The 22,253-nt window shown below is 68.1% G+C and carries 21 protein-coding genes; 12 read left to right on the top strand and 9 right to left on the bottom strand.

Going from position 1 to position 22,253, the window contains the following annotated elements; genetic code table 11:
- Nucleotides 1–48 precede the first annotated feature (48 nt).
- From pyk to ACSQ9A_RS26955, 5 genes are all read left to right on the top strand, one after another.
- Nucleotides 49–1,497 carry a pyruvate kinase gene (pyk, locus tag ACSQ9A_RS26975; protein ID WP_436305945.1) on the top strand — a complete coding sequence of 483 codons (1,449 nt, stop codon included), beginning with the start codon at nt 49–51 and terminating at the stop codon, nt 1,495–1,497.
- Nucleotides 1,498–1,607: 110 nt separating this feature from the next.
- Nucleotides 1,608–2,672: a class II fructose-bisphosphate aldolase gene (gene fba, locus ACSQ9A_RS26970; protein WP_436292082.1), complete on the top strand. Its 1,065-nt coding sequence runs from the start codon at nt 1,608–1,610 to the stop codon at nt 2,670–2,672.
- Nucleotides 2,673–2,768: 96 nt separating this feature from the next.
- Nucleotides 2,769–3,674 (top strand): phosphoribosylaminoimidazolesuccinocarboxamide synthase, encoded by a 906-nt coding sequence (locus tag ACSQ9A_RS26965; protein ID WP_436305944.1) that lies wholly within the window; start codon nt 2,769–2,771, stop codon nt 3,672–3,674.
- Between the two features lie 110 nt (nt 3,675–3,784).
- On the top strand, nt 3,785–4,450 hold the full coding sequence (locus tag ACSQ9A_RS26960) for a helix-turn-helix transcriptional regulator (protein WP_436305943.1): 666 nt from the start codon (nt 3,785–3,787) through the stop codon (nt 4,448–4,450).
- Nucleotides 4,451–4,491: 41 nt separating this feature from the next.
- Complete coding sequence (locus ACSQ9A_RS26955; protein ID WP_436305942.1) at nt 4,492–5,154, top strand: Crp/Fnr family transcriptional regulator; 663 nt, start codon at nt 4,492–4,494, stop codon at nt 5,152–5,154.
- Nucleotides 5,155–5,163: 9 nt separating this feature from the next.
- Here ACSQ9A_RS26955 and ACSQ9A_RS26950 read toward each other — a convergent pair whose 3' ends face one another.
- From ACSQ9A_RS26950 to ACSQ9A_RS26920, 7 genes are all read right to left on the bottom strand, one after another.
- The gene (locus tag ACSQ9A_RS26950) at nt 5,164–7,053 is read right to left on the bottom strand and encodes a hypothetical protein (protein WP_436305941.1); all 1,890 of its coding nucleotides are present in this window, start codon (nt 7,051–7,053) and stop codon (nt 5,164–5,166) included.
- A gap of 66 nt (nt 7,054–7,119) precedes the next feature.
- Entirely contained in the window at nt 7,120–8,241 is a 1,122-nt protein-coding gene (locus ACSQ9A_RS26945) for a phosphatase PAP2 family protein (RefSeq protein ID WP_436305940.1), read from the bottom strand.
- A 95-nt stretch (nt 8,242–8,336) separates the two neighbouring features.
- Nucleotides 8,337–10,139: an adenylate/guanylate cyclase domain-containing protein gene (locus ACSQ9A_RS26940; protein WP_436305939.1), complete on the bottom strand. Its 1,803-nt coding sequence runs from the start codon at nt 10,137–10,139 to the stop codon at nt 8,337–8,339.
- 152 nt (nt 10,140–10,291) lie between these two features.
- A complete protein-coding gene (locus ACSQ9A_RS26935; protein WP_436305938.1) occupies nt 10,292–10,735 on the bottom strand; it encodes an META domain-containing protein in 444 nt (147 codons plus the stop codon).
- 57 nt (nt 10,736–10,792) lie between these two features.
- Nucleotides 10,793–12,067: a type II toxin-antitoxin system HipA family toxin gene (locus ACSQ9A_RS26930; RefSeq protein ID WP_436306371.1), complete on the bottom strand. Its 1,275-nt coding sequence runs from the start codon at nt 12,065–12,067 to the stop codon at nt 10,793–10,795.
- Between the two features lie 41 nt (nt 12,068–12,108).
- Nucleotides 12,109–12,405, bottom strand: coding sequence for a helix-turn-helix domain-containing protein (locus tag ACSQ9A_RS26925; protein ID WP_436305937.1), 297 nt, complete (start codon nt 12,403–12,405; stop codon nt 12,109–12,111).
- Nucleotides 12,406–12,538: 133 nt separating this feature from the next.
- Nucleotides 12,539–13,459, bottom strand: a complete 921-nt coding sequence (locus ACSQ9A_RS26920) for a tetratricopeptide repeat protein (RefSeq protein WP_436305936.1) — start codon at nt 13,457–13,459, stop codon at nt 12,539–12,541.
- Between the two features lie 36 nt (nt 13,460–13,495).
- On the opposite strand from ACSQ9A_RS26920, the gene purE reads away from it, so the two are divergent.
- From purE to ACSQ9A_RS26905, 3 genes are read left to right on the top strand one after another with little or no spacing between them, the layout of a single operon-like run.
- Nucleotides 13,496–14,038, top strand: coding sequence for a 5-(carboxyamino)imidazole ribonucleotide mutase (gene purE, locus ACSQ9A_RS26915; protein ID WP_436305935.1), 543 nt, complete (start codon nt 13,496–13,498; stop codon nt 14,036–14,038).
- Nucleotides 14,035–15,225, top strand: a complete 1,191-nt coding sequence (locus ACSQ9A_RS26910; protein WP_436305934.1) for a 5-(carboxyamino)imidazole ribonucleotide synthase — start codon at nt 14,035–14,037, stop codon at nt 15,223–15,225. Before purE ends, ACSQ9A_RS26910 begins: the two co-directional genes overlap by 4 nt.
- Before the next feature lie 5 nt (nt 15,226–15,230).
- Complete coding sequence (locus tag ACSQ9A_RS26905; protein WP_436305933.1) at nt 15,231–16,232, top strand: L-threonylcarbamoyladenylate synthase; 1,002 nt, start codon at nt 15,231–15,233, stop codon at nt 16,230–16,232.
- Between the two features lie 9 nt (nt 16,233–16,241).
- Here ACSQ9A_RS26905 and ACSQ9A_RS26900 read toward each other — a convergent pair whose 3' ends face one another.
- The gene (locus tag ACSQ9A_RS26900; protein WP_436305932.1) at nt 16,242–17,582 is read right to left on the bottom strand and encodes a lipase family protein; all 1,341 of its coding nucleotides are present in this window, start codon (nt 17,580–17,582) and stop codon (nt 16,242–16,244) included.
- 118 nt (nt 17,583–17,700) lie between these two features.
- On the bottom strand, nt 17,701–19,140 hold the full coding sequence (gene dacB / locus ACSQ9A_RS26895) for a D-alanyl-D-alanine carboxypeptidase/D-alanyl-D-alanine endopeptidase (protein ID WP_436305931.1): 1,440 nt from the start codon (nt 19,138–19,140) through the stop codon (nt 17,701–17,703).
- 75 nt (nt 19,141–19,215) lie between these two features.
- Here dacB and ACSQ9A_RS26890 point away from each other — a divergent pair, with 75 nt between their 5' ends.
- Genes ACSQ9A_RS26890 through ACSQ9A_RS26875 form a run of 4 tightly spaced genes read left to right on the top strand, consistent with a single transcriptional unit; the run spans nt 19,216 to nt 22,251 of the window.
- A complete protein-coding gene (locus ACSQ9A_RS26890; RefSeq protein WP_436305930.1) occupies nt 19,216–20,211 on the top strand; it encodes a DMT family transporter in 996 nt (331 codons plus the stop codon).
- Between the two features lie 5 nt (nt 20,212–20,216).
- Nucleotides 20,217–20,927 (top strand): tRNA (adenosine(37)-N6)-threonylcarbamoyltransferase complex dimerization subunit type 1 TsaB, encoded by a 711-nt coding sequence (gene tsaB, locus ACSQ9A_RS26885; protein ID WP_436305929.1) that lies wholly within the window; start codon nt 20,217–20,219, stop codon nt 20,925–20,927.
- Nucleotides 20,924–21,511 carry a ribosomal protein S18-alanine N-acetyltransferase gene (gene rimI, locus ACSQ9A_RS26880; protein ID WP_436305928.1) on the top strand — a complete coding sequence of 196 codons (588 nt, stop codon included), beginning with the start codon at nt 20,924–20,926 and terminating at the stop codon, nt 21,509–21,511. Before tsaB ends, rimI begins: the two co-directional genes overlap by 4 nt.
- On the top strand, nt 21,493–22,251 hold the full coding sequence (locus ACSQ9A_RS26875) for a uracil-DNA glycosylase family protein (RefSeq protein WP_436305927.1): 759 nt from the start codon (nt 21,493–21,495) through the stop codon (nt 22,249–22,251). The genes rimI and ACSQ9A_RS26875 overlap by 19 nt, the downstream gene beginning before the upstream one ends.
- The last annotated feature ends 2 nt before the right edge of the window (nt 22,252–22,253 follow it).

Here is a 22,253-nt window from a genome sequence, read left to right as displayed (position 1 = left end):
GTCGGCCGAGAAAGTGTATACAGTATGGAATACAAACCGGAGACCTGAATGAGCACGCCCCGCCTTCCCCGCCACGCCACCAAGATCGTCGCCACGCTCGGCCCGGCATCGAGTTCGCCCGAGCTGCTCGAGCAGATGATCCATCACAAGGTCAGCGTGGTCCGGCTCAACTTCAGCCACGGCACGGCGCAAGACCACATCAACCGCGCCGTCATGGTGCGCGAGGCGGCCCGCCGCACGGGGCGCGAGGTGGCGATCATGGCCGACCTGCAGGGCCCGAAAATCCGGGTCGGCAAGTTCGCCGAAGGCAAGGTCTGGCTGGAGGCCGGTGCGAAGTTCGTGCTCGACGCCTCGCGCACCGAGCTGGGCGATGTCAGCGAAGTGGGGCTGGACTACAAGGACCTGCCGCGCGACGTCAAACCCGGCGACAGTCTGCTGCTGAACGACGGGCTCATCGTGCTCACGGTCGAAGCCGTCAAGGGCGACGCGGTCCACACCACGGTGCGCCTGGGCGGCGAGCTCTCCAACAACAAGGGCATCAACAAGCAGGGCGGTGGCCTCACGGCGCCGGCGCTGACGGCCAAGGACATGGAGGACATCAAGACCGCGATGAGCTTCCAGGCCGACTACGTGGCGGTGAGCTTCCCGAAGAACGCGACCGACATGGAAATGGCGCGCCAGCTGTGCAACGTGGCGGCCGCCGAGTTCGGCCACAAGCCGGGCCTGATCGCCAAGATCGAGCGCGCCGAGGCGATCCCCAAGCTGGAGGAGATCCTGCGCGCCAGCGACGGCATCATGGTCGCGCGCGGCGACCTGGCGGTCGAGGTCGGCAACGCGGCCGTGCCGGCGCTGCAAAAAAAGATGATCCGCATGGCGCGCGAGATGGACAAGGTCGTCATCACCGCCACGCAGATGATGGAGTCGATGATCACCAACCCGGTGCCGACGCGCGCCGAGGTCAGCGACGTGGCCAATGCCGTGCTCGACGGCACCGACGCCGTGATGCTCTCGGCCGAGACCGCTTCGGGCCGCTACCCACTCGAGACGGTGCAGGAGATGAGCCGCATCTGCGAGGCGGCCGAAGCCGCCGAAGACCTGCAACTCGACGCCGACTTCAGCGGCCAGTCCTACGCCCGCATCGACCAGTCGATCGCGATGGGCGCGCTGTTCACCGCGCACCATTTGGGCGCCAAGGCGATCGTCGCGCTGACCGAATCGGGCTCGACCCCGCTGTGGATGAGCCGCCACCGCGCCCACATCCCGATGTATGCGCTGACCTCGCGCCTCGCCACGCAGCGCCGCATGGCGCTCTACCGCAACGTGCGGCCGCTGCTCATGGACCCGGAAAGCGACCGCGACACGGCACTGCTGCAGGCCGAGGCGCACCTTAAGAAGCGCGGCATCGTGCAGACCGGCGACGTCTACGCGATCACCTGCGGCGAGCCCATGGGTGCGCCCGGCGGCACCAACATGCTCAAGATCTGCAGGGTGGGCTGAGGGGCGGCGCCGTCCCGGCGCGGGCGTCGGTCCTGTCCGACAGGGGTGCTCGGTAGAATTGACGCAGTCTTTTTTCTTCTTCCATCCCAACATTCCCGCGAGGTACACCCATGGCTCTCGTTTCGATGCGCGAACTGCTCGACCACGCCGCCGCCAACGGCTACGGCATTCCGGCCTTCAACGTCAACAACCTCGAGCAGGTGCAGGCCGTCATGTCGGCGGCCGACGAAGTCGGTGCGCCGGTCATCCTCCAGGCGAGCGCAGGCGCGCGCAAGTATGCGGGCGAGCCCTTCATCAAGCACCTGATCGAAGCCGCGATCGAAAGCTGGCCCAAGGTGCCGCTGGTGATGCACCAGGACCACGGCCAGAGCCCGGACGTCTGCAAGGGTGCCATCGACCTCGGCTTCAGCTCGGTCATGATGGACGGCTCGCTGCAGGCCGACGGCAAGACCATCGCGAGCTACGACTACAACATCGAGGTCACCAAGAAGGTGGCGGACATGGCGCACCGCGTGGGCGTCACCGTCGAAGGCGAGCTGGGTTGTCTCGGCTCGCTCGAAACCATGAAGGGCGATAAGGAAGACGGCCACGGCACCGACGCCACGATGACCATGGAGCAGCTGCTGACCGACCCGGAGCAGGCCGCCGATTTCGTCAAGCGCACCCAGATCGACGCGCTGGCCATCGCCATCGGCACCAGCCACGGCGCCTACAAGTTCACGCGCAAGCCCACCGGCGACATCCTGGCGATCAACCGCATCAAGGAAATCCACCGCCGCATCCCCAACACCCACCTCGTGATGCACGGCTCCTCGAGCGTGCCGCAAGACCTCCTGGCCGAGATCCGCAAGTACGGCGGCAACATGAAGGAAACCTACGGCGTGCCGGTCGAGGAGATCCAGGAAGCCATCAAGCACGGCGTGCGCAAGATCAACATCGACACCGACATCCGCCTCGCGATGACGGCCGCGATCCGCAAGTTCTTCACCGAGAACCCCGAGAAGTTCGATCCGCGCGAATACCTGAAGCCCGCGCGCGAGGCCGCAAAGCAGATCGCCAAGCAGCGCTACGTCCAGTTCGGCTGCGAAGGCCAGGGCCCGAAGATCAAGGGCGAGACCCTGCAGGTCGTCGCCGCCAAGTACGCCAAGGGCGAGCTCGCGCAAGAAGTGGTCTGATATTTCCGCTGGCGCGCAGAAGCCACCCTCGCGGTGGCTTTTTTCTGCGCGCACAATCTCCGTCGTCCTTCGCCTATCCGACACAGTCACCCCGTCATGACCACCGTCCACACCTCCTCCATCCAGAGCCTTCCGCTGCTCGCGCGCGGCAAGGTGCGCGACAACTACGCGGTCGGCGAGGACCGCATCCTGATGGTCGCGAGCGACCGCCTCTCGGCCTTCGACGTCATCATGGGCGAGCCGATCCCCGGCAAGGGCGTGATCCTCACGCAGATGGCGCTGTGGTGGTTCGACCGGCTGGGCCACCTGTGCCCCAACCACCTGACCGGCGATGCGCCCGAAAGCGTGGTGACGCCGGAAGAGGTGCCCCAGGTCAAGGACCGCTCCATGCTGGTCAAGCGCCTCAAACCGATCCCGGTCGAGGCCGTGGTGCGTGGCTACCTCGCCGGCAGCGGCTGGAAGGAATACCAGGAGAACCGCGCCGTCTGCGGCGTGCCGCTGCCCGAGGGCCTCAGCAACGCGAGCAAGCTGCCGCGGCCGATCTTCACGCCCGCGGCCAAGGCAGCGGCGGGCGCGCACGACGAGAACATCAGCTACGACAAGGTGGTCGAAGTCGTCGGCCCGGCGCTCGCGCAACAGATCCGCGAGACCAGCATCGCGATCTACGAGGCGGCCGCGGCCATCGCGCTGGCCAAGGGCATGATCATTGCCGACACCAAGTTCGAGTTCGGCCTCGACGACGCCGGCACGCTGGTGCTGATGGACGAGGTGCTGACGCCCGACAGCTCGCGCTACTGGCCGATCGAAGGCTACGAAGCCGCACTCGCAGCCGGCACGAATCCGCCGAGCTACGACAAGCAGTTCGTGCGCGACTGGCTCGAGGCCACCAAGATCAACGGCAAGCCCTGGGACAAGACGCCGCCGTCGCCGCGCCTGCCGGCCGAGGTGATCGAGAAGACGGCAGCCAAGTACCGCGAGGCGCTGGAGCGGTTGACGGGCTGAGCGGCAGCGCGCCTGAGGTGAATAGTTCACAAATCCGGCGGCAATAGTCCCCACCCGCCGGGGGCGCGATTTAGGACACTTTCCTCACCAAAACGGATGAGGAAAGCACCATGACCCCCGAAGCCGACCCGGACATTCAGAAGGTCCGAAGCCAGATCGCCGCGCCCGTGCCCGACGCTCTGCAGGCCGCCATGCTGGCACGCGTGCTCGACGAGATCGACCACGGTCTGCTGCTGGTCGACCTGACCGGCCGCATCCTGCATGCCAACCATCCGGCGCGGCGCGAACTCGCCGCCGGGCGTATGCTGCGCAGCGTCGAGGGGATGCTGTGCACCGGCGAGATCGCCTCGCAGTCGAAGATCCGGCGCGCGCTCAAGGATGCGGAGCACGACTGCCGCAGCATCGTCGAGCTCGAGCATGCGGGCGAGCCCTTGTCGCTGGCTTTTATCCCCTTGGCCATGCTGCACGGCGCCGCGTCGGTCGACACCGTGCTGATCATGTGCGGCCGCCGCTCCGGCTGCGAAATGCTCACGATGCAGATGTTCGCTCGCGCCAAGCGCCTGACCCGCACGGAGCAGAACGTGCTGGCGCAGTTGTGCGCCGGGCGCAGGGCCGAAGAGATCGCCTGCCTGCAGGGCATCTGCCTGTCCACGGTGCGCACCCACATCAAGAACGTGCGGCAGAAGACCGGTCGCGGCAGCATCCGGCAGGTCGTCAACGACGTTTCGCGCATGCCGCAGATCGTGTCGGCGCTGCGGCTGACGGCGCAAGACTGAAAGACCTTGGGGCGGCACCGCGCGGACCGTATAGTCCGCGCATGCCGCCCAAGCCCGCTGCAGCCCGCGCCGAAGACTCGCCTGCCGATGCGCTGCCGGCAGAGCTGCGCAAGCTCGCGGCGCTGGGGGTGCAGCGCCGCTACCGTACTCACACCGTGCTGATCGAAGAGGGTGATCAGGGTGACTCGATCTACATCGTGCTCTCGGGCCGGCTGCGCGCCTTTGTGTCCGATGCGCGCGGGCGCGAGGTCACCTTGGGTCTGCATGGGCCGGGCGAGTACGTCGGCGAAATGTCGCTCGATGGCGGTCTGCGCTCGGCGAGCGTGCAGGCGGTGGAACCCACCGTCTGCGCCGTGGTCGCGCGCGAGACGATGCTGCGGCACATCGCGGACGAGCCGGAATTCGCGCTGGCGCTCATCGTGCGATTGATACGGCGGGCGCGGCTGGCGACGGAAAGTGCGCGCAGCATGGCGTTGCTCGATGTCTACAGCCGGTTGCGGCGCCTGCTCGAAGAACGGGCCGAGACGCAGGCCGACGGCACGCGCGTTGTCGCCGAGCGTCTCACGCACCAGGCCATTGCCAGCGAGATCGGGTGTTCGCGAGAGATGGTGAGCCGCCTGCTGAAGGATCTTGAAACCGGCGGGTACCTGTCGGTCGCGAGACGGCAGCTGGCCCTCCAGCGAGAGCTTCCGGCACGCTGGTGAAGCGTTGCGTCAACGCAAGCCCGCGCCCGCCCTTGCCTTGAGCCACGGGGGTGGCGCCGGCGGCGAAGGAGGCGTCGGAGTCGGCGGCGGGAGGGCGTTGGAACCGGGCATGGCCGCCAGTTCCCGGACGTACTGCGGCGCGGCGATGCTGGTGCCCGTCAGCCGCAGTACCGTCGCGCTTCGATTGCCGGCCGCGAGCAGTCCGGCCAGCACGCGGCTTTCTTCCGTGGGGTAGGCCCAGTCGGGCCCCTTGCGATTACCGCGGGTCGGGCCACCGGCGCTGTAGGGCGCCGGTTGGCCATCGGAAAGGCGGTAGCCGGCCGCCACCAGGCTGTGGGTGCCCGTGCCGATGCCATTCATGGCGCCGCTCGCGACCACTTCCGCCGGTGCATTCTCGCGCCCGACATCCAGTTGTTCGTCCGCACGCGAGAACCGCTTCGGATCGTAGCCGGGGCTGTAGAGGTAGCCGCTGCGGCCCCGGCGAGCGCGACCCATGTTGGCGTCGCTGCGACCCAGGTAGGCATGCGCAACACCCGGGACCGTCTTCCCGGCTTTCGGTTCGACGGTGACGCGCCATATGCCGGGTGTGGCCAAGGCGAACGCAGCTGCGCCGCTCCCGGCGGAGGGCCGCGCGGTCGGCGCGATCCCGATGATCACCTCGATGCGGTTGCCCGGCGGAGGGCCTTCGATCGCCACGATGAGCACCTGCGTGTCGTCGGGAACCGTGAGAGGTTTGGGAGGCTCGGGAAGGATGTCGCTGGCCACAATGTGCTCGTCCGCCGGCGTTTCGACGGCGACTTCGACATCGTCCAGCGTGACGCCGTCCGGTAGCCAGATCTCCAGGAGCGAGGGCACCTGGGAGTCCGGCGAGACGAACCAGTCGATGGTTCCTCCACGACGCGCCAGGTCGAATTCGGCGTGCGCTCGCAGCTGATGGTTGTTGCCCGTGGGGACCACGACGAGGAACTGGTAGTTCTCCTCTATCGCCGTTGACGTCATCTCGTCGATCGCGCGTTCCAGGACCGACGTCCCGTCATGCGGACCTGTCTGGGGGCCGTAGCTCAGGTTCACGATGACTTTCTTCGCGGAGGTCTTGTGGGTGTGGCGTGCGTAGAACCGGATCGCCTGCAAGGCGTCCAGACCATAGTGCTCCAGCCATCCGCCCGAGGGATCGTCGAGCGCGTCCGGAGGCAGTTGCACGAAAGCCAGATCCGTCCTGCCGATCAGAGGCTTGGGTTGCTGGCGGCCATCGATCTTGCGTGCGAACCCGGCGGCATGGCTCATCACCTGTGCACCGTGGCTCGTTGCGCCGCGAAGGCTGGGCAATTCGGTCAGGCCGTAGGCTGCGTCTTCATCGACAACCCCCTGCAAGGTTGCGCGAGACAGGATTTCCTCCAGCTGGTCGTGGCCGTAGGTCGCCCCATAGGCAAAGGGCGTCGTGGACGGCGGCACGGCACCGGATGGGGCGCTGCCGCCCTGGTCCCATATGTAGCGCACGCGCAGGGAGGGGTCGTCCGGCCGCCGGTAATGCCGATGGGCAAACGGGCAACCGTCGTCGATGATGCCGATCACCGTGGCGGGGCCGTTCTGGGCGATTCGGGGGGCAGGACCTTCATCCTGGGTGGGTGGCGCGACGGGCGCCGCGAGCTCGCAGTATTCGGCACCGAGGCGCTTCAAGTCGCCCAGTTGCTGATCGAGGTTGGGAATGCTCGCGGTCACCGTCGCGCAGCTGTACCCGACGTAGAAGTCGCAGAGCCAAAGCCCGGCGTTTCGCAGCGCCCTGAGCGTTGTCGCGTCGAGGCGCTTGTCGAACTTCACGAGCAGGACCGTCTTTCGCGACTCGCCGATATCGAAATAGCGGAAGCCGGTGTAGAGGGCCCACAGCAGGTAGGCGTCCATCTTCAATTCGGACGAATGAGAGAGCAGCATCGAGGCGCCTTTCTTGAATTCGAGGAGCGGCGCAGACTACACGCTGAGCGCGGCGCGCTCCCCTGCGCCCAGCTTGAAAAGCTCGACCAGCATCGAGGAGGGCGCCGCCGCCGCGGAAACGGGCACCACGCCCCCGATCGTGTAGCCCATCGAAAGAACCGTGGGAGGGTCCGTGGGAAGAGCCGTCTTTGGTCGGTCAATGATCTGCCCGGTGAGGTCCAGGTCCAGGGTCTTGCCGTTGACGCTCGTCGTGTCGAAGCCGCGCACGCACACATCGCTGCGGACGCCGAGCCGGGCAAGCACGTACTCGGCGATGACGTGCCCGAGCAGGCGTCCGGCAATGCTGTCGGCCGGAAAATGCACGCCGGCCACCACGCGATTGGTGGCGATGCGCGCGGCTTGCCGGTAGAGCTGCAGCGCTGTTGCTGGGACCCTCGATGACAGGTCCAGCAAGCCATCGAGCAGCCGGGCGAGCATGAAGGCCTGCGTGGCGTGACCGCTGGGAAAAGCCCCGTGGCCCGGCGTCGTGATCATCGGTTGCACCTGCGGTGAAAACTGGTGTGGCCTCCAGCAGGCGAGCGCGTGCTTGAACTGCATCTCGACCAGCACCGTGAACTGGATGGCATTCACCAACAGCTCGATGGTGAAGCGGTGTCGTTCGGGATGCAGCCCGATCACGGCCGCGACGAACGGGGACTGGTTGTCGATCTGCGCGAGGATCTCCGCGGTGCGGTCGAGCCGCAACTCGCCCCACGCCTGCACGAGACCCATCTGGTCCTTGAAGAATGAAACGGCGGGTCTTGCCAGGGTTGCGACGGGGGTGTTGTTGATCTTGAGCTCGCAGACATGAGGGGTCCCGGGCGGGGCGGAGATCGAGATCTCCTGGCAAAGCTCCCACTGCAGCACATGCGAGCGCACCCACGTCTCCCATCGCGTGAAGTTGACGGAATCATTGAACGGAGGCTCCGGCCGGGCCCGGGGGGGATCGGTCGGATTCGACGTGGCGTCGCGACTCGCAACCAGCGCGGTGGTCACCAGGGGGTTGGCGAAAGCGTCGGCGAGCGTCGTGCCGCCTGACCCGCCGTAGCCGCCGTAGCCGCCGTAGCCGCCGTATCCCCCGTATCCCCCGTATCCGCCGTATCCGCCGAGTTGTGCCATTTCATCCTCCTAGGTTGGATTGACCCGCCCTGACCACGATAGCCGCCGAGATGCGCGAATTCATCCCCCTTTGATGGGTTGAATCGCATGCACTCTCAGCGTTCTTTCGCGCCTGCAGCGCGCAGCGCGTCCTTGAGCCGCTCCAGATAGGCCGGCACCCGCTCGCGCGAGGGATAGCCGCGTTCGAAGCGCGCAATGCTGAACTCGGGATCCCGCTGCATCAGGAGCGCCATGTTCTTGCGCGCGGCATCGATCTGTCCTGAAAAGGCCTGTGCCAGGATCAAGGCGCGGTAGCTCGACAGATGCGCGGCATTGACGCGCAACGACTGTTCGGCATAGGAGACGGCCAGTGCATACTCGCCGGCGGAAATGGCAATCGAGGCCATCAGTGAGTCGTAGTAGTACTTCAGCGGATCCAGGGGGGACAGCTCGAGCGCCCTTTGGCCTGCCGGAAATGCCACTTCGCCGTCGCCGTCAAACGCGTGCACCATGGCTTTGAAAAGCCAGGCCAGCGATTCGTTCGCATTCCATTCGAGCGCCTGGTCGCAGCTATGAACGGCGCTGTCGATGTCCTTGGCCAGATGGCAGTACACGAAGCCTTGCATGGCCCACGCAAGCGCATTGCCGGGCTCCGCATCCAGTGCGCGCCGCGTCTCGTTCAGGGCGATCTGCGCTTGCGATCGGGGGTCGCTTACCAGCCCGCGCGTCGTGCAGAGCACATACCACTTGGCCAGCCAGACGCGAGGCAGGGCACACCGGCTGTGACGTTCGATCAGCGCGTCCAGAACCTCGCGCGTCTTGAGAAACTGCGCCGCGGCGCTGCGATGCATGAGTCCGATTCCTCCGAGCAGCAGGCTGTAGCTTTGCAGCGTCGGAAGAGGCTGGGTGAGCGCGACTTGCGCTTCCTTTTCGAGAAGCGCGCGGTGACAGCCGCACGCGATGCCGTCGCACAGCTCGCTGCGTGTCTGAAAAAGATCGACCACATCGCCTGTGATCCTGTCAGCCCATACGATGGTGTTTTTCCGCGTGTCGGCCAACTCCACGCTCACCAGCATCTTTCCCTGGCTGACCGCATAGCTTCCGGAAAGAACGTAGTGAGCGCCCAGATGCGTGTGGGCATCGCTGATGTCGGTAAGCCGCCCGCGAAAGAGCGAGGTGGAGAGGCGTGAGATCACCTTCAATTCGCGCGTGCGGCTGAGCTGGCCGATCACGCCGTCGGCCAGCAGTTCGCCGAGTGCGAACTGACCGGGATCGACATTTCTGCATTCAAAAGGAATCACCGCGATGGTCGGCTGCAGTGGTGTGGCGTAGTCCCGCTGCGCGATCACGACGGGCTGTTGCCCGGCGGCGCCAATCCGCCAAACGCGCACAGGGGCGTCAAGGTGTTTGAGATAGCACTCCCCGAGATCCTCGAGGGTGCCATCCAGACCGTCGGTCAAGCTGTCTCGAATCTGCGTGGTCACCACCGTTTCTGCCGGGCCCGCCAGGGTCGCGATGCGCGCCGCGAGGTTGACGCCCGTGCCATAGATGTCGTGCTCATCGGCATAGACCTCGGCGCTGTGCAGACCTATGCGCAGGGACATGGAGGTCTGCATTGCGCTGCACTCTGCCTTCATCCACGCGTGCATGGCCAACGCCGCGGCTACACCCCGTTGCGCACTGTCGAACTCCAGCATCAGGCCGTCGCCCAGGCTCTTCACCATGCGCCCCTTGGTCTCGGGAACGATGATGTGGTCGACGTGCGCCACGAACGCCAGCCAGCGCGAAATGGCACCGGCTTCATCGTTTTGCATCAGGCTCACCGATTCGACCAAATCCACCACCAGCACCACTGTTGAGTGGTGCGGCAGTCCAAGGTCTGCGTCCGGCGCGGCGGTCGTGGGTGGATTCGCGCTCAAGTTCATCCTCGATGGGGTACAGAACCTGCTGGAGCGAGCCCCAGGCGGACCGGCGTACTAAAAACGAAGCGTCGGCGCTCGATGTTACGGCGAGGAAGCTATAAGCACTACATGTTTTCGGCGCGCGCTGCCGAAACTGGCAAAGCTCGCAGCTAGCGCGCTGCGCTGCCGCTGCTCAACGTCGCCACGGTCCGTCCGGCCGCGTCCAGCAGCGAGAGCCGCGAGCTCCCCTGCAGCCGGTAGCTGGCCGTGGCCTGCAGCGCGGCGAAGAACTGGGTCTCGTTGATGTTCACCGCCTCGCTCGGGCAAGCCATGCGCGTCGCACCCAATTGGCGCAGCCTGAGCGTGCTGCCGCTGCGCTCATAGGTGCCCGACACGCGGTTGCAGCCGCCCGAACCGCTGACCCGGCCGCTGTTGCGGTCGAACTGGATCTGTGCGTTGCGCCGCGGATCGCTGCTCGGCTCTATCAGCTCGCTGCCGAGCTGCTCGAGCTGCCAGACCGGTCCTTCGATCGGCTCGTCGAGACTGATGCCGCTGCCGCAACCGGCCGCGAGAGCGGATGCGAGCAATGCAGTCGTGAAGAACAAGGAACGCATGGCCGGACTTTCCTTTGGCAACAAATTGAAATACGCGCCAATCGTATGCGAGCGCGTTCAGCGCGCCAACGCGACCCCGCCCGCGAGCCGGGATTGGATGCAGCGCTGCACGCTGCCCGGCGCGTCGCGCAGGAGCGCCGGCCAGTCGGCCTGCGCCTGGCGCACGGTGTTCTTCGCGATCGCGACGAGCCGCGCCGGCCGCAGCAGGCCGGCGTTGCGCAGCAGCGCGTCGAAGGCCGGCCAGTCGAAGGCGGCAAGCTTGGCATCGATGGCGCGGTTCACGCCGTAGTCGGTGGCCGGTACGCCCTCGAAGAAGGCAGCCACGCACACCGGGTCGTAGAGCGGCGCCAGGGTGGGCGTCACGCCGTCGGGATAGCGCAGCGCCCAGTTCTTCAGGTGCGCGTCGCTGTTGCCGAGCAGGATGAAAGCGACGATGCGGCGCACGCACTCGCGCACGTCGGCCACGGGCTCGGGCGACAGGCGGTCGAGCACGCGCAGCATCTGCGGCCAGTCGACCTCAAGGCCGCGGCCGTACTTCTGGCGCGGCTCGTACTGGAGCACCTGCGCGAACTCCTCCATGTGCACACGACCGCCCTCGGTCGTGCGGTCGAAGCGACGCACCGCGAGGATCTGGTCGTAAGGGATCTGCTCGGGCAGCTCCGCGTCGGCGCGCGAAATCACGCTTGCCTCGGCGCAGTTGAGGCCCAGCGCGCCGCAGAGACGGTAGCCCGCGAACTCGTTGGCCACCAGATCGGGATGGTGCACCGTCGGCAGCTTGAGGATGAAGGAACCGGCCGCGCCATGGCGCCGCACCGCGTAGCGCCGGCCCTCCTGCACGGCGGAGAACTTGACGACCACACCGGGGATCGAGGCCGCGTCCTCGACCGGCGCCTCGACGAAGCCGGGCTGCAGCACGTCGAGCCCGAGCGCGGTGTGCCAGTGGCGCACGGTGTCGGGAATGCCTTCGGCCGGCGGTACTGGCTCGACCTCGATCGCGCCCACCAGATCGTGGCCAGCGGCAGCCAGCAGCTCGAATTCGTCGTCTGCGCTACAGCCGCGATGTTGCGCGAGGCGCTCGCGGTTGTGGCCTTCGGGCAGCAGATTCTGGAAGTAGGTGGGCCAGTGGCCGTCGCTGCGCGACAGCCGGACGTCGCGTGCCGACGAGAGAATGGCCCGGGTCGCCGCCTCGTCCGCCCCGCGGTAGGCCAGCGACAGGGCCGGCCGCGCCGGATCGGCCACGTAGTCGGCGTCGAAGGAGACGCGCAGGATGTCGCCGTACTGGGACAGGTAGCCGATTGTTCGCCTCCCGCCGCCGGGCAGGTGCAGCGACATCCGCAGGTAGCGGATCCTGGTGGTGAAGGTTGAGCTTGTGCTCACTTGGCTTCAAGAGTCTGTGTGATGGAGGGCGGCGCCCCGACACCCGCCGGCTGGCCCAGCACGCGGCCACCCGAGCGCACGAAGTCCTCGAGTTGCGGGCGCAGAGCGGCCGGCACAGGCATGAGCTCGAGGCCCAGCGCGCGTGCCATTTCGAGCAGCGTCGAAAGCCGGGGATCGATCTGGCCGCTTTCGGTGCGCTGCACGGTCATGCGGGAAAGGCCGGCGCGTTCCGCCAGGGTTTCCTGGCTCCAGCCGGCCGCTTTGCGGGCTTTTTCCAGTTCGTCGATGAGCATCAAACTACTCAAAACCTAGAAATTGAGTAGTGATAGTAGCTACCTCAGGGTTTGGTAGGCAACAAAAAAGCCACTCGAAAGTAGCTTTTTGATAAATATGAGTAGTTTGATGATCTTTTGAGGCGTTTGGTCCTCAGCTCAGCACCACACTGCTCAGGCGGCGCCGGTAGCTGGCCACGGTCGGATCGTCCGGCGGAATCTGGCCGTCCGCCACCTTGGGCTTGGGCGGCTCGATGATGTCGAGGATCGCGATGTAGGTCTTGCGGGCCAGTTCGTCGTTCCAGCCCTTGTCGCGCATCAGGATGTCGAGCAGTTCGTCCATGGCCTCGGTCCATCGCTGCGCGCTCATCAAGAGGCGCGCGCGGTCGAAGCGGGCTTCGAAATCGCGCTTGTTGGCCGCGATGCGGGCTTCGGCGCCGGCGAGCGTCGGCGCCGTGCCGGTGGCCGGCGCTGCGAAGTCGATCGCGTCCATCCAGCGCTGCAGTGCGTCGAAACGGCGCACCAGCGAGGTCTTGGCGATCACCGGCGCGAAGGCGACCTTGGCATCGTCGAGGCGGCCCTCTTGCAGCAGCAGCTTGATGTAGTCGAAGCGCGCGTCGTCGTTGGCCGGGTCGGTCGCGACCGCGTGCTGCAGCCGCTCGAGCGCGCCTTCGGTATCGCCCTCGGCCAGCGCTTCCTGGGCAGCTTCTTCCTGCTCGGTGGCCGCAGCCTCGTCGGCGCCCGGCACATGTTTGTCGAGGAAGCTGCGGATCTGGTCGGCGGGAATCGCGCCGACGAAGCCGTCGACCGGCTGGCCGTCCTTGAATATCACGCAGAAGGGAATGCTTCGCACGCCGAACATCTGGCTCAGCTGCTGCGAAATCTGCGGCACCTTGTCGGCATCGAGCTTGGCCAGCGTGAAGCGGCCGGCATACTCGAGTTCAAGCTTTTCGAGCACCGGGCCGAGCTGTTTGCAGGGGCCGCACCACTCGGCCCAGATGTCGAGCAGCACCGGCGTGGTCATCGAGCCGTCAATCAGCTCGGTCTGGAAGTTTTCGAGGGTGATGTCGATCATCGCGGGAACCTGGGGGTGAAACGTAAAATTGAAACCATGAAGCAAGCAATTCAGGTCGGCGTGGTGATGGGCTCGAACTCCGACTGGGAGACGATGCGCAACGCGGTCGAGATTCTCCAGCAATTCGGCATCGCCCACGAGGCGCGGGTGGTCTCGGCCCACCGCATGCCCGACGAATTGTTCGCTTATGCCGAAAGCGCGGCGCCGCGCGGCCTCGCGGCCATCATCGCCGGCGCGGGCGGGGCGGCCCACCTGCCGGGCATGCTGGCGGCCAAGACCACCGTGCCGGTGCTCGGCGTGCCGGTCGCGAGCCGGCACCTGCAGGGCGTGGATTCGCTCTACAGCATCGTGCAGATGCCCAAGGGCGTGCCGGTCGCGACCTTTGCCATCGGCAACGCCGGGGCGGCCAATGCGGCGCTGTTCGCGGTTGCGATGCTGGCCGTGGCCGATCCGGCGCTGCGCGCCCGGCTCGACGCCTTCCGCGCGCAGCAGACCGAGGTGGCCCGGTCGATGGCCCTGCCGCCGGTCGATCCGCCGGTGATATCGCCTTTCTCGCCCCAGGGCGGAGGCGCGCTGTGAGCGCGATCCTGCCGGGTGCCACGCTCGGCGTGCTCGGGGGCGGTCAACTCGGCCGCATGTTCGTGCATGCGGCGCAGCGCATGGGCTACTTCACGGCGGTGCTCGACCCCGATGCCGACAGCCCCGCAGGGCGCGTGAGCCACCACCACATCCACACCGACTACACCGATGTCGACGGCCTCGCGCGGCTCGCGGGCCTGGCCGATGCCATCACGACCGAATTCGAGAACGTGCCGGCGCCCTCGCTGGAACATCTCTCGGTCGCGCGTCCGGTATGGCCGGCGGCGACCTCGGTGGCGATCGCGCAGGACCGCATCCGCGAGAAGAGCCACTTCGTCGGCTGCGGCGTGGACTGTGCGCCCTACGCGATCATCGAGTCGGCCGACCACATGGCCGTGCCGCCGAATCTGCTGCCCGGCATCCTCAAGACCGCGCGGCTCGGCTACGACGGCAAGGGGCAGCAGCGCGTCGGCACGCGCGAGGAACTCGCAGCCGCCTGGAGCGCGATGGGCGGCGTGCCCTGCGTGCTCGAAAAGCTGCTGCCGCTGGATTTCGAATGTTCGGTGATCGTCGCCCGCGGCGAAGATGGCCAGGTCGTGCACTTCCCGCCGCAGCGCAACCTGCACCGCGACGGCATCCTCGCGGTGACCGAGGTGCATGCCGGCAACATGGGCGAAGCGCAGGCGCGGCGCGCCGTCGATTCGGCCGTCGCCATCGCGGAGGGCCTGGACTATGTCGGCGTGCTGTGCGTCGAGTTCTTCGTCCTGGCCGACGGATCGCTGGTGGTCAACGAGATGGCGCCACGCCCGCACAACAGCGGCCACTGGACCATCGAGGCCTGCGACATCTCGCAGTTCGAGCTGCAGGTGCGCACCCTCGCCGGCCTGCCGCTGAACGCGCCGCGCCAGCACAGTCCCGCGCTCATGCTGAACCTGCTGGGCGATCTGTGGTTTGCCGATGCCGAGGCCTCGGGCGGACCCAGATCGTCGGAGACGGCGGTCGAGCCCCGCTGGGCCGATGTGCTCGCGCTGCCTGGAACGCATCTCCATCTCTACGGCAAGATCGAGGCGCGCCGCGGCCGCAAGATGGGCCATCTCACGATCACGGGCGAGAACATCGACACGGTTCGCAGCACCGCCGACTTCGCGGCTGCGCTGCTCGGACTGCCGATCCCTCTCTCGGAGTGAGCGCCATGATTCGCGACGGCCAGTCGCCCGCTGCCATCGACGAGGCCGTGCGCGTGCTGCGCGCCGGCGGCCTTGTCGCCTTCCCGACCGAAACGGTCTACGGTCTGGGCGCCGATGCGACCAGCGACGCGGCCGTGGCCGGCATCTTCAAGGCCAAGGGCCGGCCCAGCAACCATCCGCTGATCGTGCACGTGGCGGCCGGTGTCAAAGGGACCGAAGCGTTGTCCCGCTTTGCCCAGCCGCTGCCGGCCTTCGCCCAGAAACTCGTGCTTGCCTTCTGGCCCGGCCCGCTGACGCTGATAGTCACGCGCCAGCCCGGCGTGGCCGCGGCGGCGGCCGGCGGCGAGGACACCATCGGCCTGCGCTGCCCCGCGCACCCGGTGGCGCAGGCGCTGCTCGCGGCCTGCGCCGAGCAGGGCGTGCCGGGCGTGGCGGCGCCGAGCGCGAACCGCTTCGGCCGCGTGAGCCCCACCACCGCGCAGCACGTGCAGCAGGAGTTCGGCGACGAGCTGCTGGTGATCGACGGCGGTCCCTGCGAGGTGGGCATCGAATCGACCATCGTCGACTGCAGCCGCGGCGCGCCGGTGCTGCTGCGGCCGGGCGCTATCACGCGCACCCAGATCGAGGCGGCCTGCGGCGAGGCCTTGCGCGACAAGCACGAGCTGGCCGCCCCCGATCCGCGCGCCTCGGGCACGCTCGAGGCGCACTACGCGCCGAGCGCCAAGCTGCGGCTGATGGATGCGAAGGCCATGCAGACCGGCCTCGACGTGCTCGGCGCCAACGCGGCGCACATCGCGGTCTGGTCGCGCAGCGTGCTCAAGAGCCGCTCGCAGCGCATCGTGCAGCGGCGCATGCCTGACGACGCCGCCACCGCCGCGCAGCAGCTCTTCGCGGTGCTGCGCGCCTTCGACGCCGAGGGCGTCAAGCTGATCTGGGTCGAGACGCCGCCGGCCGGTCCCGAATGGGAAGGGGTGCGCGACCGCCTGCAACGGGCCGCTGCGGCCTGATCGCCTCCGTTACTTGACTGTGTCGAACAAGGCCCGCGCCCGCGCGTGGCAGAACGGCGGCTCGTAAGTGCCGTGATAGGCGGCAAAGTAGGTGGCGTAGGCAGCCGTCGTCGGATCGGTCGGCGCCGTGCCGCCCGGCCCATAGGTCGCCTGAATCTGTGCGTCGACATCCACCGTCGACACGGTGGTCACGCCGCGCGCATCGAAGTCCGCCTTCATGGGCACCATGTGCACGGCCGGCGGCACCGTCGGATCGCCGGCGCCGGCGCACAGCAGCGTCTTGGCGCGCGGGCTCCAGCCGAACAGGTCGTTCTTCTTCGCGTCGAGGAAGAGCGTGTTGTTGGGGTTGGTCTGCAAATCCGTCAGGAACGCGCTGTGGAACAGCGCGTCGCGTGCCTGGGCCGGCGTCTCGCCGTTGGCACCGGGCAGCGCGCCGCTCGTCACCAGCGTGGTGAAGTTCAGCGTCGGGCTCGGCAGCAGGTTTTCGATGGTCGCTGCGTAGGGTGCCTTGAAGACCGTGTTGACGTCGGTGTAGACGTCGCCGTAGATCTTTTGATAGGAGGTGACGATGAACGGAACGAAGAACTGGTAGCCCGCGATCGCCGTCGTGAGCTTGAACGATCCCGACATGTTGTACGGACCTGCCAGATGCGCCCCGGCCACCACGTTGAATTCGAGCGGGCTGTCGCGCTCGGCCGCCCGGTGTGCCGCCATCGACGAGTGCCCGCCCTGCGAGTAGCCGGTGAACATCACCTTGCCCGAGAAGGAGCCGCCCGTCGCCACCAGCGCCGTGCGCGCGGCGCGGATCGAATCCAGCACCGAGCGGGCCTCCGAATCGGCATGCAGGTAGGGGTGGTACGAGAAGCTCGACTTGGCATAGCCCAGGTAGTCGGTGGCGACCACGGCGTAGCCCTGGGCTGCGTACATCGCCGTCAGCAAGAAGGTTTCCGGATCCTGCGGATTGGCCAGCGTGCGCGGCTTCTGCACATCGGTGCCCTTGGCGTAGGCCACCAGCGGCGCGTTGTTGGCGCAGCTGCCCGCGGGCATCAGCAGCACGCCGGAGGCGTTGGTGGCCTCGCCCTTCGGCCCCACCGTGCTGTAGTTGAGCGCCACCACGCTCACGTCGCACTTGGCCTTGCCGCTGATCGGCTGCAGGCCGTTCTGCGCGGTGCCGGCATCGATCTGCGCGGCCGACAGCGTCGTCACGGTCACGGCCGGTTCCTGGAGCGCGCCGGTGCCGGTCCCGCCGCCGCCGGCTCCGAAGTTGAAACCGGGGCCGTCGCCGCCGCCGCCGCAGGCGGCCAGCAGGCTGGCCATGGCGACGGCGCTCAGAAGATGCAGACGCTTCATGGATGTCTCCGGGAGTCTTGTTGTGAAGGGCGCACCGATCCTAGGCTTGCGATCTGCAAAGCAAGACAAGGGAAACCCGGAGCCGGAACGGCGTGGAAGTCGCGTTGGCGACGCTCGGTTAGTTGTCCTGCGCGGCCCAGTCCACGAGCGCATCGAAGGCCGGGCGCGCCGCCCCGGCATTGCCGTTGTTGGCGATCGCGACCACCACCCAGCGCCGGCCGCTGGCGCCGTGCACGTAGCCCGCAACGCCGGCCGCATCGCGCAGCGTGCCGGTCTTGAGATGCGCCGCGCCGCCCGAGCGCAGAGCGCGCTTGCGCAACGTGCCGTCGACGCCCGTGGCGGGCAGCGAGGACACCAGCTCGGGCATCACCGGCGAGCGCCAGGCCACCTGCAGCATCCTCGCGAGCGCGGCTGCGCTGATGCGCTCCTCGCGCGAGAGCCCCGAGCCGTTGTCGAACACCGGCTGGCCTTCGCCGGTGCCTATGCGCTCGTTCCACCACTGGCGCATTGCGGCGCGCGCACCCTCGAGCGTGCCGCGCTTGTTTTGTTGCAGGCCGAGCGTGAGGAACAGCTGCTGCGCCATCACGTTGTTGCTGTACTTGTTGATGTCGCGGATCACTTCGGCCAGCGGCGGCGAGACGGCTTCGAATGCGGGCTTGAGACCCGCCGGCACCTGCCCCTCGCGCACCTGGCCCCGGAGCTTGGCGCCCATCTCGGCCCACAGCCCGCCGACCGCGCGCACTGCGTAGCTGCGCGGGTCCGCATACGCCACCGGCCACACCTTCTCGCCGCAGGCGGCGGGGTAGCTGCCGGCAAAGCTCACGCGCGCCGGATCGGTGAAGGCCGGCGCCAGCGCGGCGCGCCAGTCGCCGCATTCACCGGCCGACAACGGCACCGTGGCCTGCGTCGCCACGCCGGCCAGGTAGGGCTCGAAGTTGACCTGCGCCGTCTGGCTGTCGCGGTTCGGCACGAAGGTCATCACCACCGACTTGAAGTTGATCAGGAGCGCATCGGGCGCGACGTTGTAGGGGCGCAGGCCTTCGCCGTCGAAGGCGGCCGGATCGGCATCGGGAACCTCGAAGGCGCTGCGGTCCAGCACGATGTCGCCGTTGATGGTGTGGATGCCCAGCCCCTGCACGCGGCGCAGCAGCAGCCACAGGCGCTCGAGCACCAGCTTCGGATCGCCCTGGCCCTTGATGTAGAGGTTGCCGGCCAGCACGCCGTTCTGGATCGGACCGTCGACGTACACGGGCGTGGTCCAGGTGAAGGCCGGGCCGAGCAGGTCGAGCGCGGCGTAGGTGGTGACCAGCTTCATGACCGAGGCCGGGTTGACCGGCACCTGCGCCCGCCACGCGAGCCGCGGGGCGTGGGTGGCGTCGGCGTCGGCCACCAGCATCGTCACCGCATCGCGCGGCACCTTGGCGCGGGCCAGTGCGGCCTCGACCTCGGGCGGGAGGTTCTGGGCGATGGCGGGGACCGAACCCAGCGCCGCCAGCGCCAGAACCAGGGACAGCATGCGAACGGCGCGGCGCGCGGTAAGGGGCAGGGCAAAAGGCATCGCGCGATTATCCCGGCCGGCAGCGTCATGGGCCCATCGCAGCGCGGTGCATGGCCGTCCCTCGATAATCGCGTGATGCCCGCCGCACCCCGCTTCTCCGCTCGCACCATCGGCATCGGCGCGGCCGTCGTCACCGTCCTGGTCTGGACCGCCTTCATCGTGATCGCGCGGGCCTCGGCCGGGCGCTCGCTGACCCCCTTCGACATTGCCTTCGCGCGCATCTGCGGCGCGAGCCTGGTGCTCATGCCCTGGGGCGCCTGGCTGGTGATGCAACAGGCGCGCCGGAGCGATCCGTCGGCGGGCTCGCTCTTCGGCCTGTCGCCCGCTTCACTGCGCATCACCGCGACCGCAGGCGCTTTCGGCGGCCTGGCCTATGCCCTGCTCGCCTACACCGGCTTCTTCTACGCGCCGGCCACCCATGCCGCCGTGCTGATGCCGGGCAGCCTGCCGCTCTGGACGGCGGTGCTCGCGGCCATCGTGCTGCACGACCGCATCACTACAGCCCGCGCGCTCGGCCTCGCGCTGATCGTCGTCGGCGACCTGCTGGTCGGCGGCGCCAGCCTGCTGCATGCCCTCGAGGGCGGCCAGATCTGGAAGGGCGACCTGCTCTTCATGAGCGCGGCTTTCTGCTGGGCCTGCTACAGCGTGGTGGTGCGGCGCCACGGGCTCGACGCGGTGCGCGCCACCATCGCCATCACCGTGTTCGCCTTCGTGACCTACGTGCCGGTCTATGCCCTGCTGGCCGCCGCCGGCGTGGTCGCGAGCCGGCTCGACAGCGCGCCGGTGGGCGAGATCGTGTTCCAGATGCTGTTCCAGGGCGTCGGCTCGGTCGTCATCTCCGGCATTACCTTCACGCGCATGATCCAGTACTTCGGGCCGGTGCGTTCGACCATGATCACGGCCGTGGTGCCGGGCCTCTCGGCCCTCGCTGCCGTGGTCTTCCTCGGCGAGCCGCTGCACTGGAACCTGATCGCCGGACTGCTGCTGGTTACGGCCGGCATCCTGTTCGGCGTGCAGCGCGTTCGCGCCGCGGCAGCAGCAAGGCCGGCCGCCGCGCCGGCGCGCGGATGACGGCCATGGCGACGGCGCTCAAGCTCCTGGCCTTCGACACCAGCACCGAAGCGCTTTCGGTCGCGGTGCGCCACGGCGACCGGCTGTTCGAACACAGCGGCGCCGGCGGCGCGCAATCCTCGACCACGCTGATCCCGCTGATCCAGCAACTGCTGGCCGAAGCCGGCCTCGCGCTGGCCGAACTCGATGCGATCGCGTTCGGGCGCGGGCCCGGTTCCTTCACCGGCCTGCGCACCGCCTGCTCGGTGGCGCAGGGCCTGGGCTTCGGCGCCGGCCTGCGCCTGCTGCCCATCGACACGCTGCAGGCGGTGGCCGAGGAGGCGCATCACCGTTTCGGTGCCATGCACGTGGTCGCCGTGCTCGATGCCCGCATGGACCAGGTCTATGCCGCGCGCTACGAGTTCGGGAGCGCAGCGGCGCTCGCCGGCGAAGCGGAATTGCTGGCGCCCGAGCAGGTCGAGGTGCCGTCCGGTTGGGCGCTCGCCGGCAATGCCTTCGCGGCCTATGGCGAGCGCCTTCCCGCAGCCGTGGCGCGCCACGAGGTGCTGCCCACCGCGGCCGCGATGCTGCGCCTGGCCCCCGAATTGCTTGCAGCCGGCCGAACGGTCGCACCCGCCGAGGCCTGGCCGCTCTATGTTCGCGATAAAGTGGCGCAGACCACCGAAGAGCGTGCCGCCCTCAAGGCGGCAATGACCGATTCATCATCATCATCATGAGCGCAGTCCTGCAACAGCCGCGTGAAGCCCGTCTCGAGCCGATCACGATCGAGCGGATTCCGGCTGTCTGCGCGATCGAGAAAACCGCCTTCACCCACCCTTGGACGCCGGCCAACTTCAGCGACTCGCTGGCCGCCGGCTACCACTGCCAGTGCCTGGTCGTTCCTTCCGCACTCGGCACCGAGCCCTCGCCCCCGCCCGCGGGCGGACCGCGCGCGCTCTGGGGGCGGCCTGCGGCCCGGACCGGCGACGAAACCATCATCGGCTACTTCGTGGCCATGAAAGGCGTCGACGAAGTCCATCTGCTCAACCTCACGGTCGCGCCGGCCTTCCAGGGCCAGGGCTGGGCGCCGCTGATGCTCGAGGCGCTGGCCGGCTGGTCGCGCGGCCAGAACGCCCAGTGGCTGTGGCTCGAAGTGCGCGCGAGCAACCTGCGCGCGCTTGCCATCTACGAGCGCCAGGGCTTTCGCCGCGTGGGGGTGCGCAAGGGCTACTACCCGGCGGAGGGCAACGCACGCGAAGACGCGGTGGTGATGAGCCTGCGGCTCAACGAATCGACCAGCGCATGGGGTGCGTTGAAATGAGCGCCGGCACGCTGAATCTCGACGCGCGGCAGCGCGCGATGCTCGACGAGATGGGCGTCAAGGTCTGGTGGCCGGTGGCGGAGCCTGCCGAGGCGCCGGCGGTCGAGGTGGTGGTCGCGGTGCCGCGCGTCGAAGCCGAAGCCGTGCCGGCGGCGCCGCGTGCGCCGGTGCCTGTGTCCGCTCCTCCTGTCCGTCCGTCCGCCGCGCCGTCCCACGGTGCGACCGTGCTGATCGATGCGCCGCGTCGTCTCTACGGCGATGAAGAGAAGGCCGTGCAAGGCGGGTGGCTGATCGTCGCCGACATGCCGCCCGAGCTCGACGGGCGCCACGGCGAACCCTTCGCGGGCGATGCCGGCCGGCTTTTCGACAACATGCTGCGCGCGCTGCAGTTGCATGGCGCAGCGACGCCCGTGCATCTGATGCGCACGCACCGCGGCGTGGCCTCGGGCCAGCCGGGCAGCCCGCGCCCGATCGCCGAGGCCTTTGCGGCGCCCGCCGCCGCCCTGGCGCCGCGCGTCGTGCTCGCGATGGGCCCGCTGGCGGCGCAGAGCCTGCTGCAAAGCAGCGAGCCGCTCGGCAAGCTGCGCGGCCGCGCGGTGCGGCTGGCCATCCCGGATCTGGAGGGCGTCGCGGTCGTCGCGACCTACCACCCGGCCTACTTGCTGCGCAATCCGGCCGACAAGGCGCGTGCCTGGGCCGACCTGTGCCTGGCGGCCGAGCAACTGCTGCGCTCGGGCTGAGC

The sequence above is a fragment of the Variovorax sp. LjRoot290 genome, assembly GCF_964253985.1.
Classification (GTDB): domain Bacteria; phylum Pseudomonadota; class Gammaproteobacteria; order Burkholderiales; family Burkholderiaceae_C; genus Variovorax.
The sequence above is the reverse complement of the archived record's forward strand: the minus strand, read 5'-3'. Positions and strand labels throughout refer to the sequence as shown.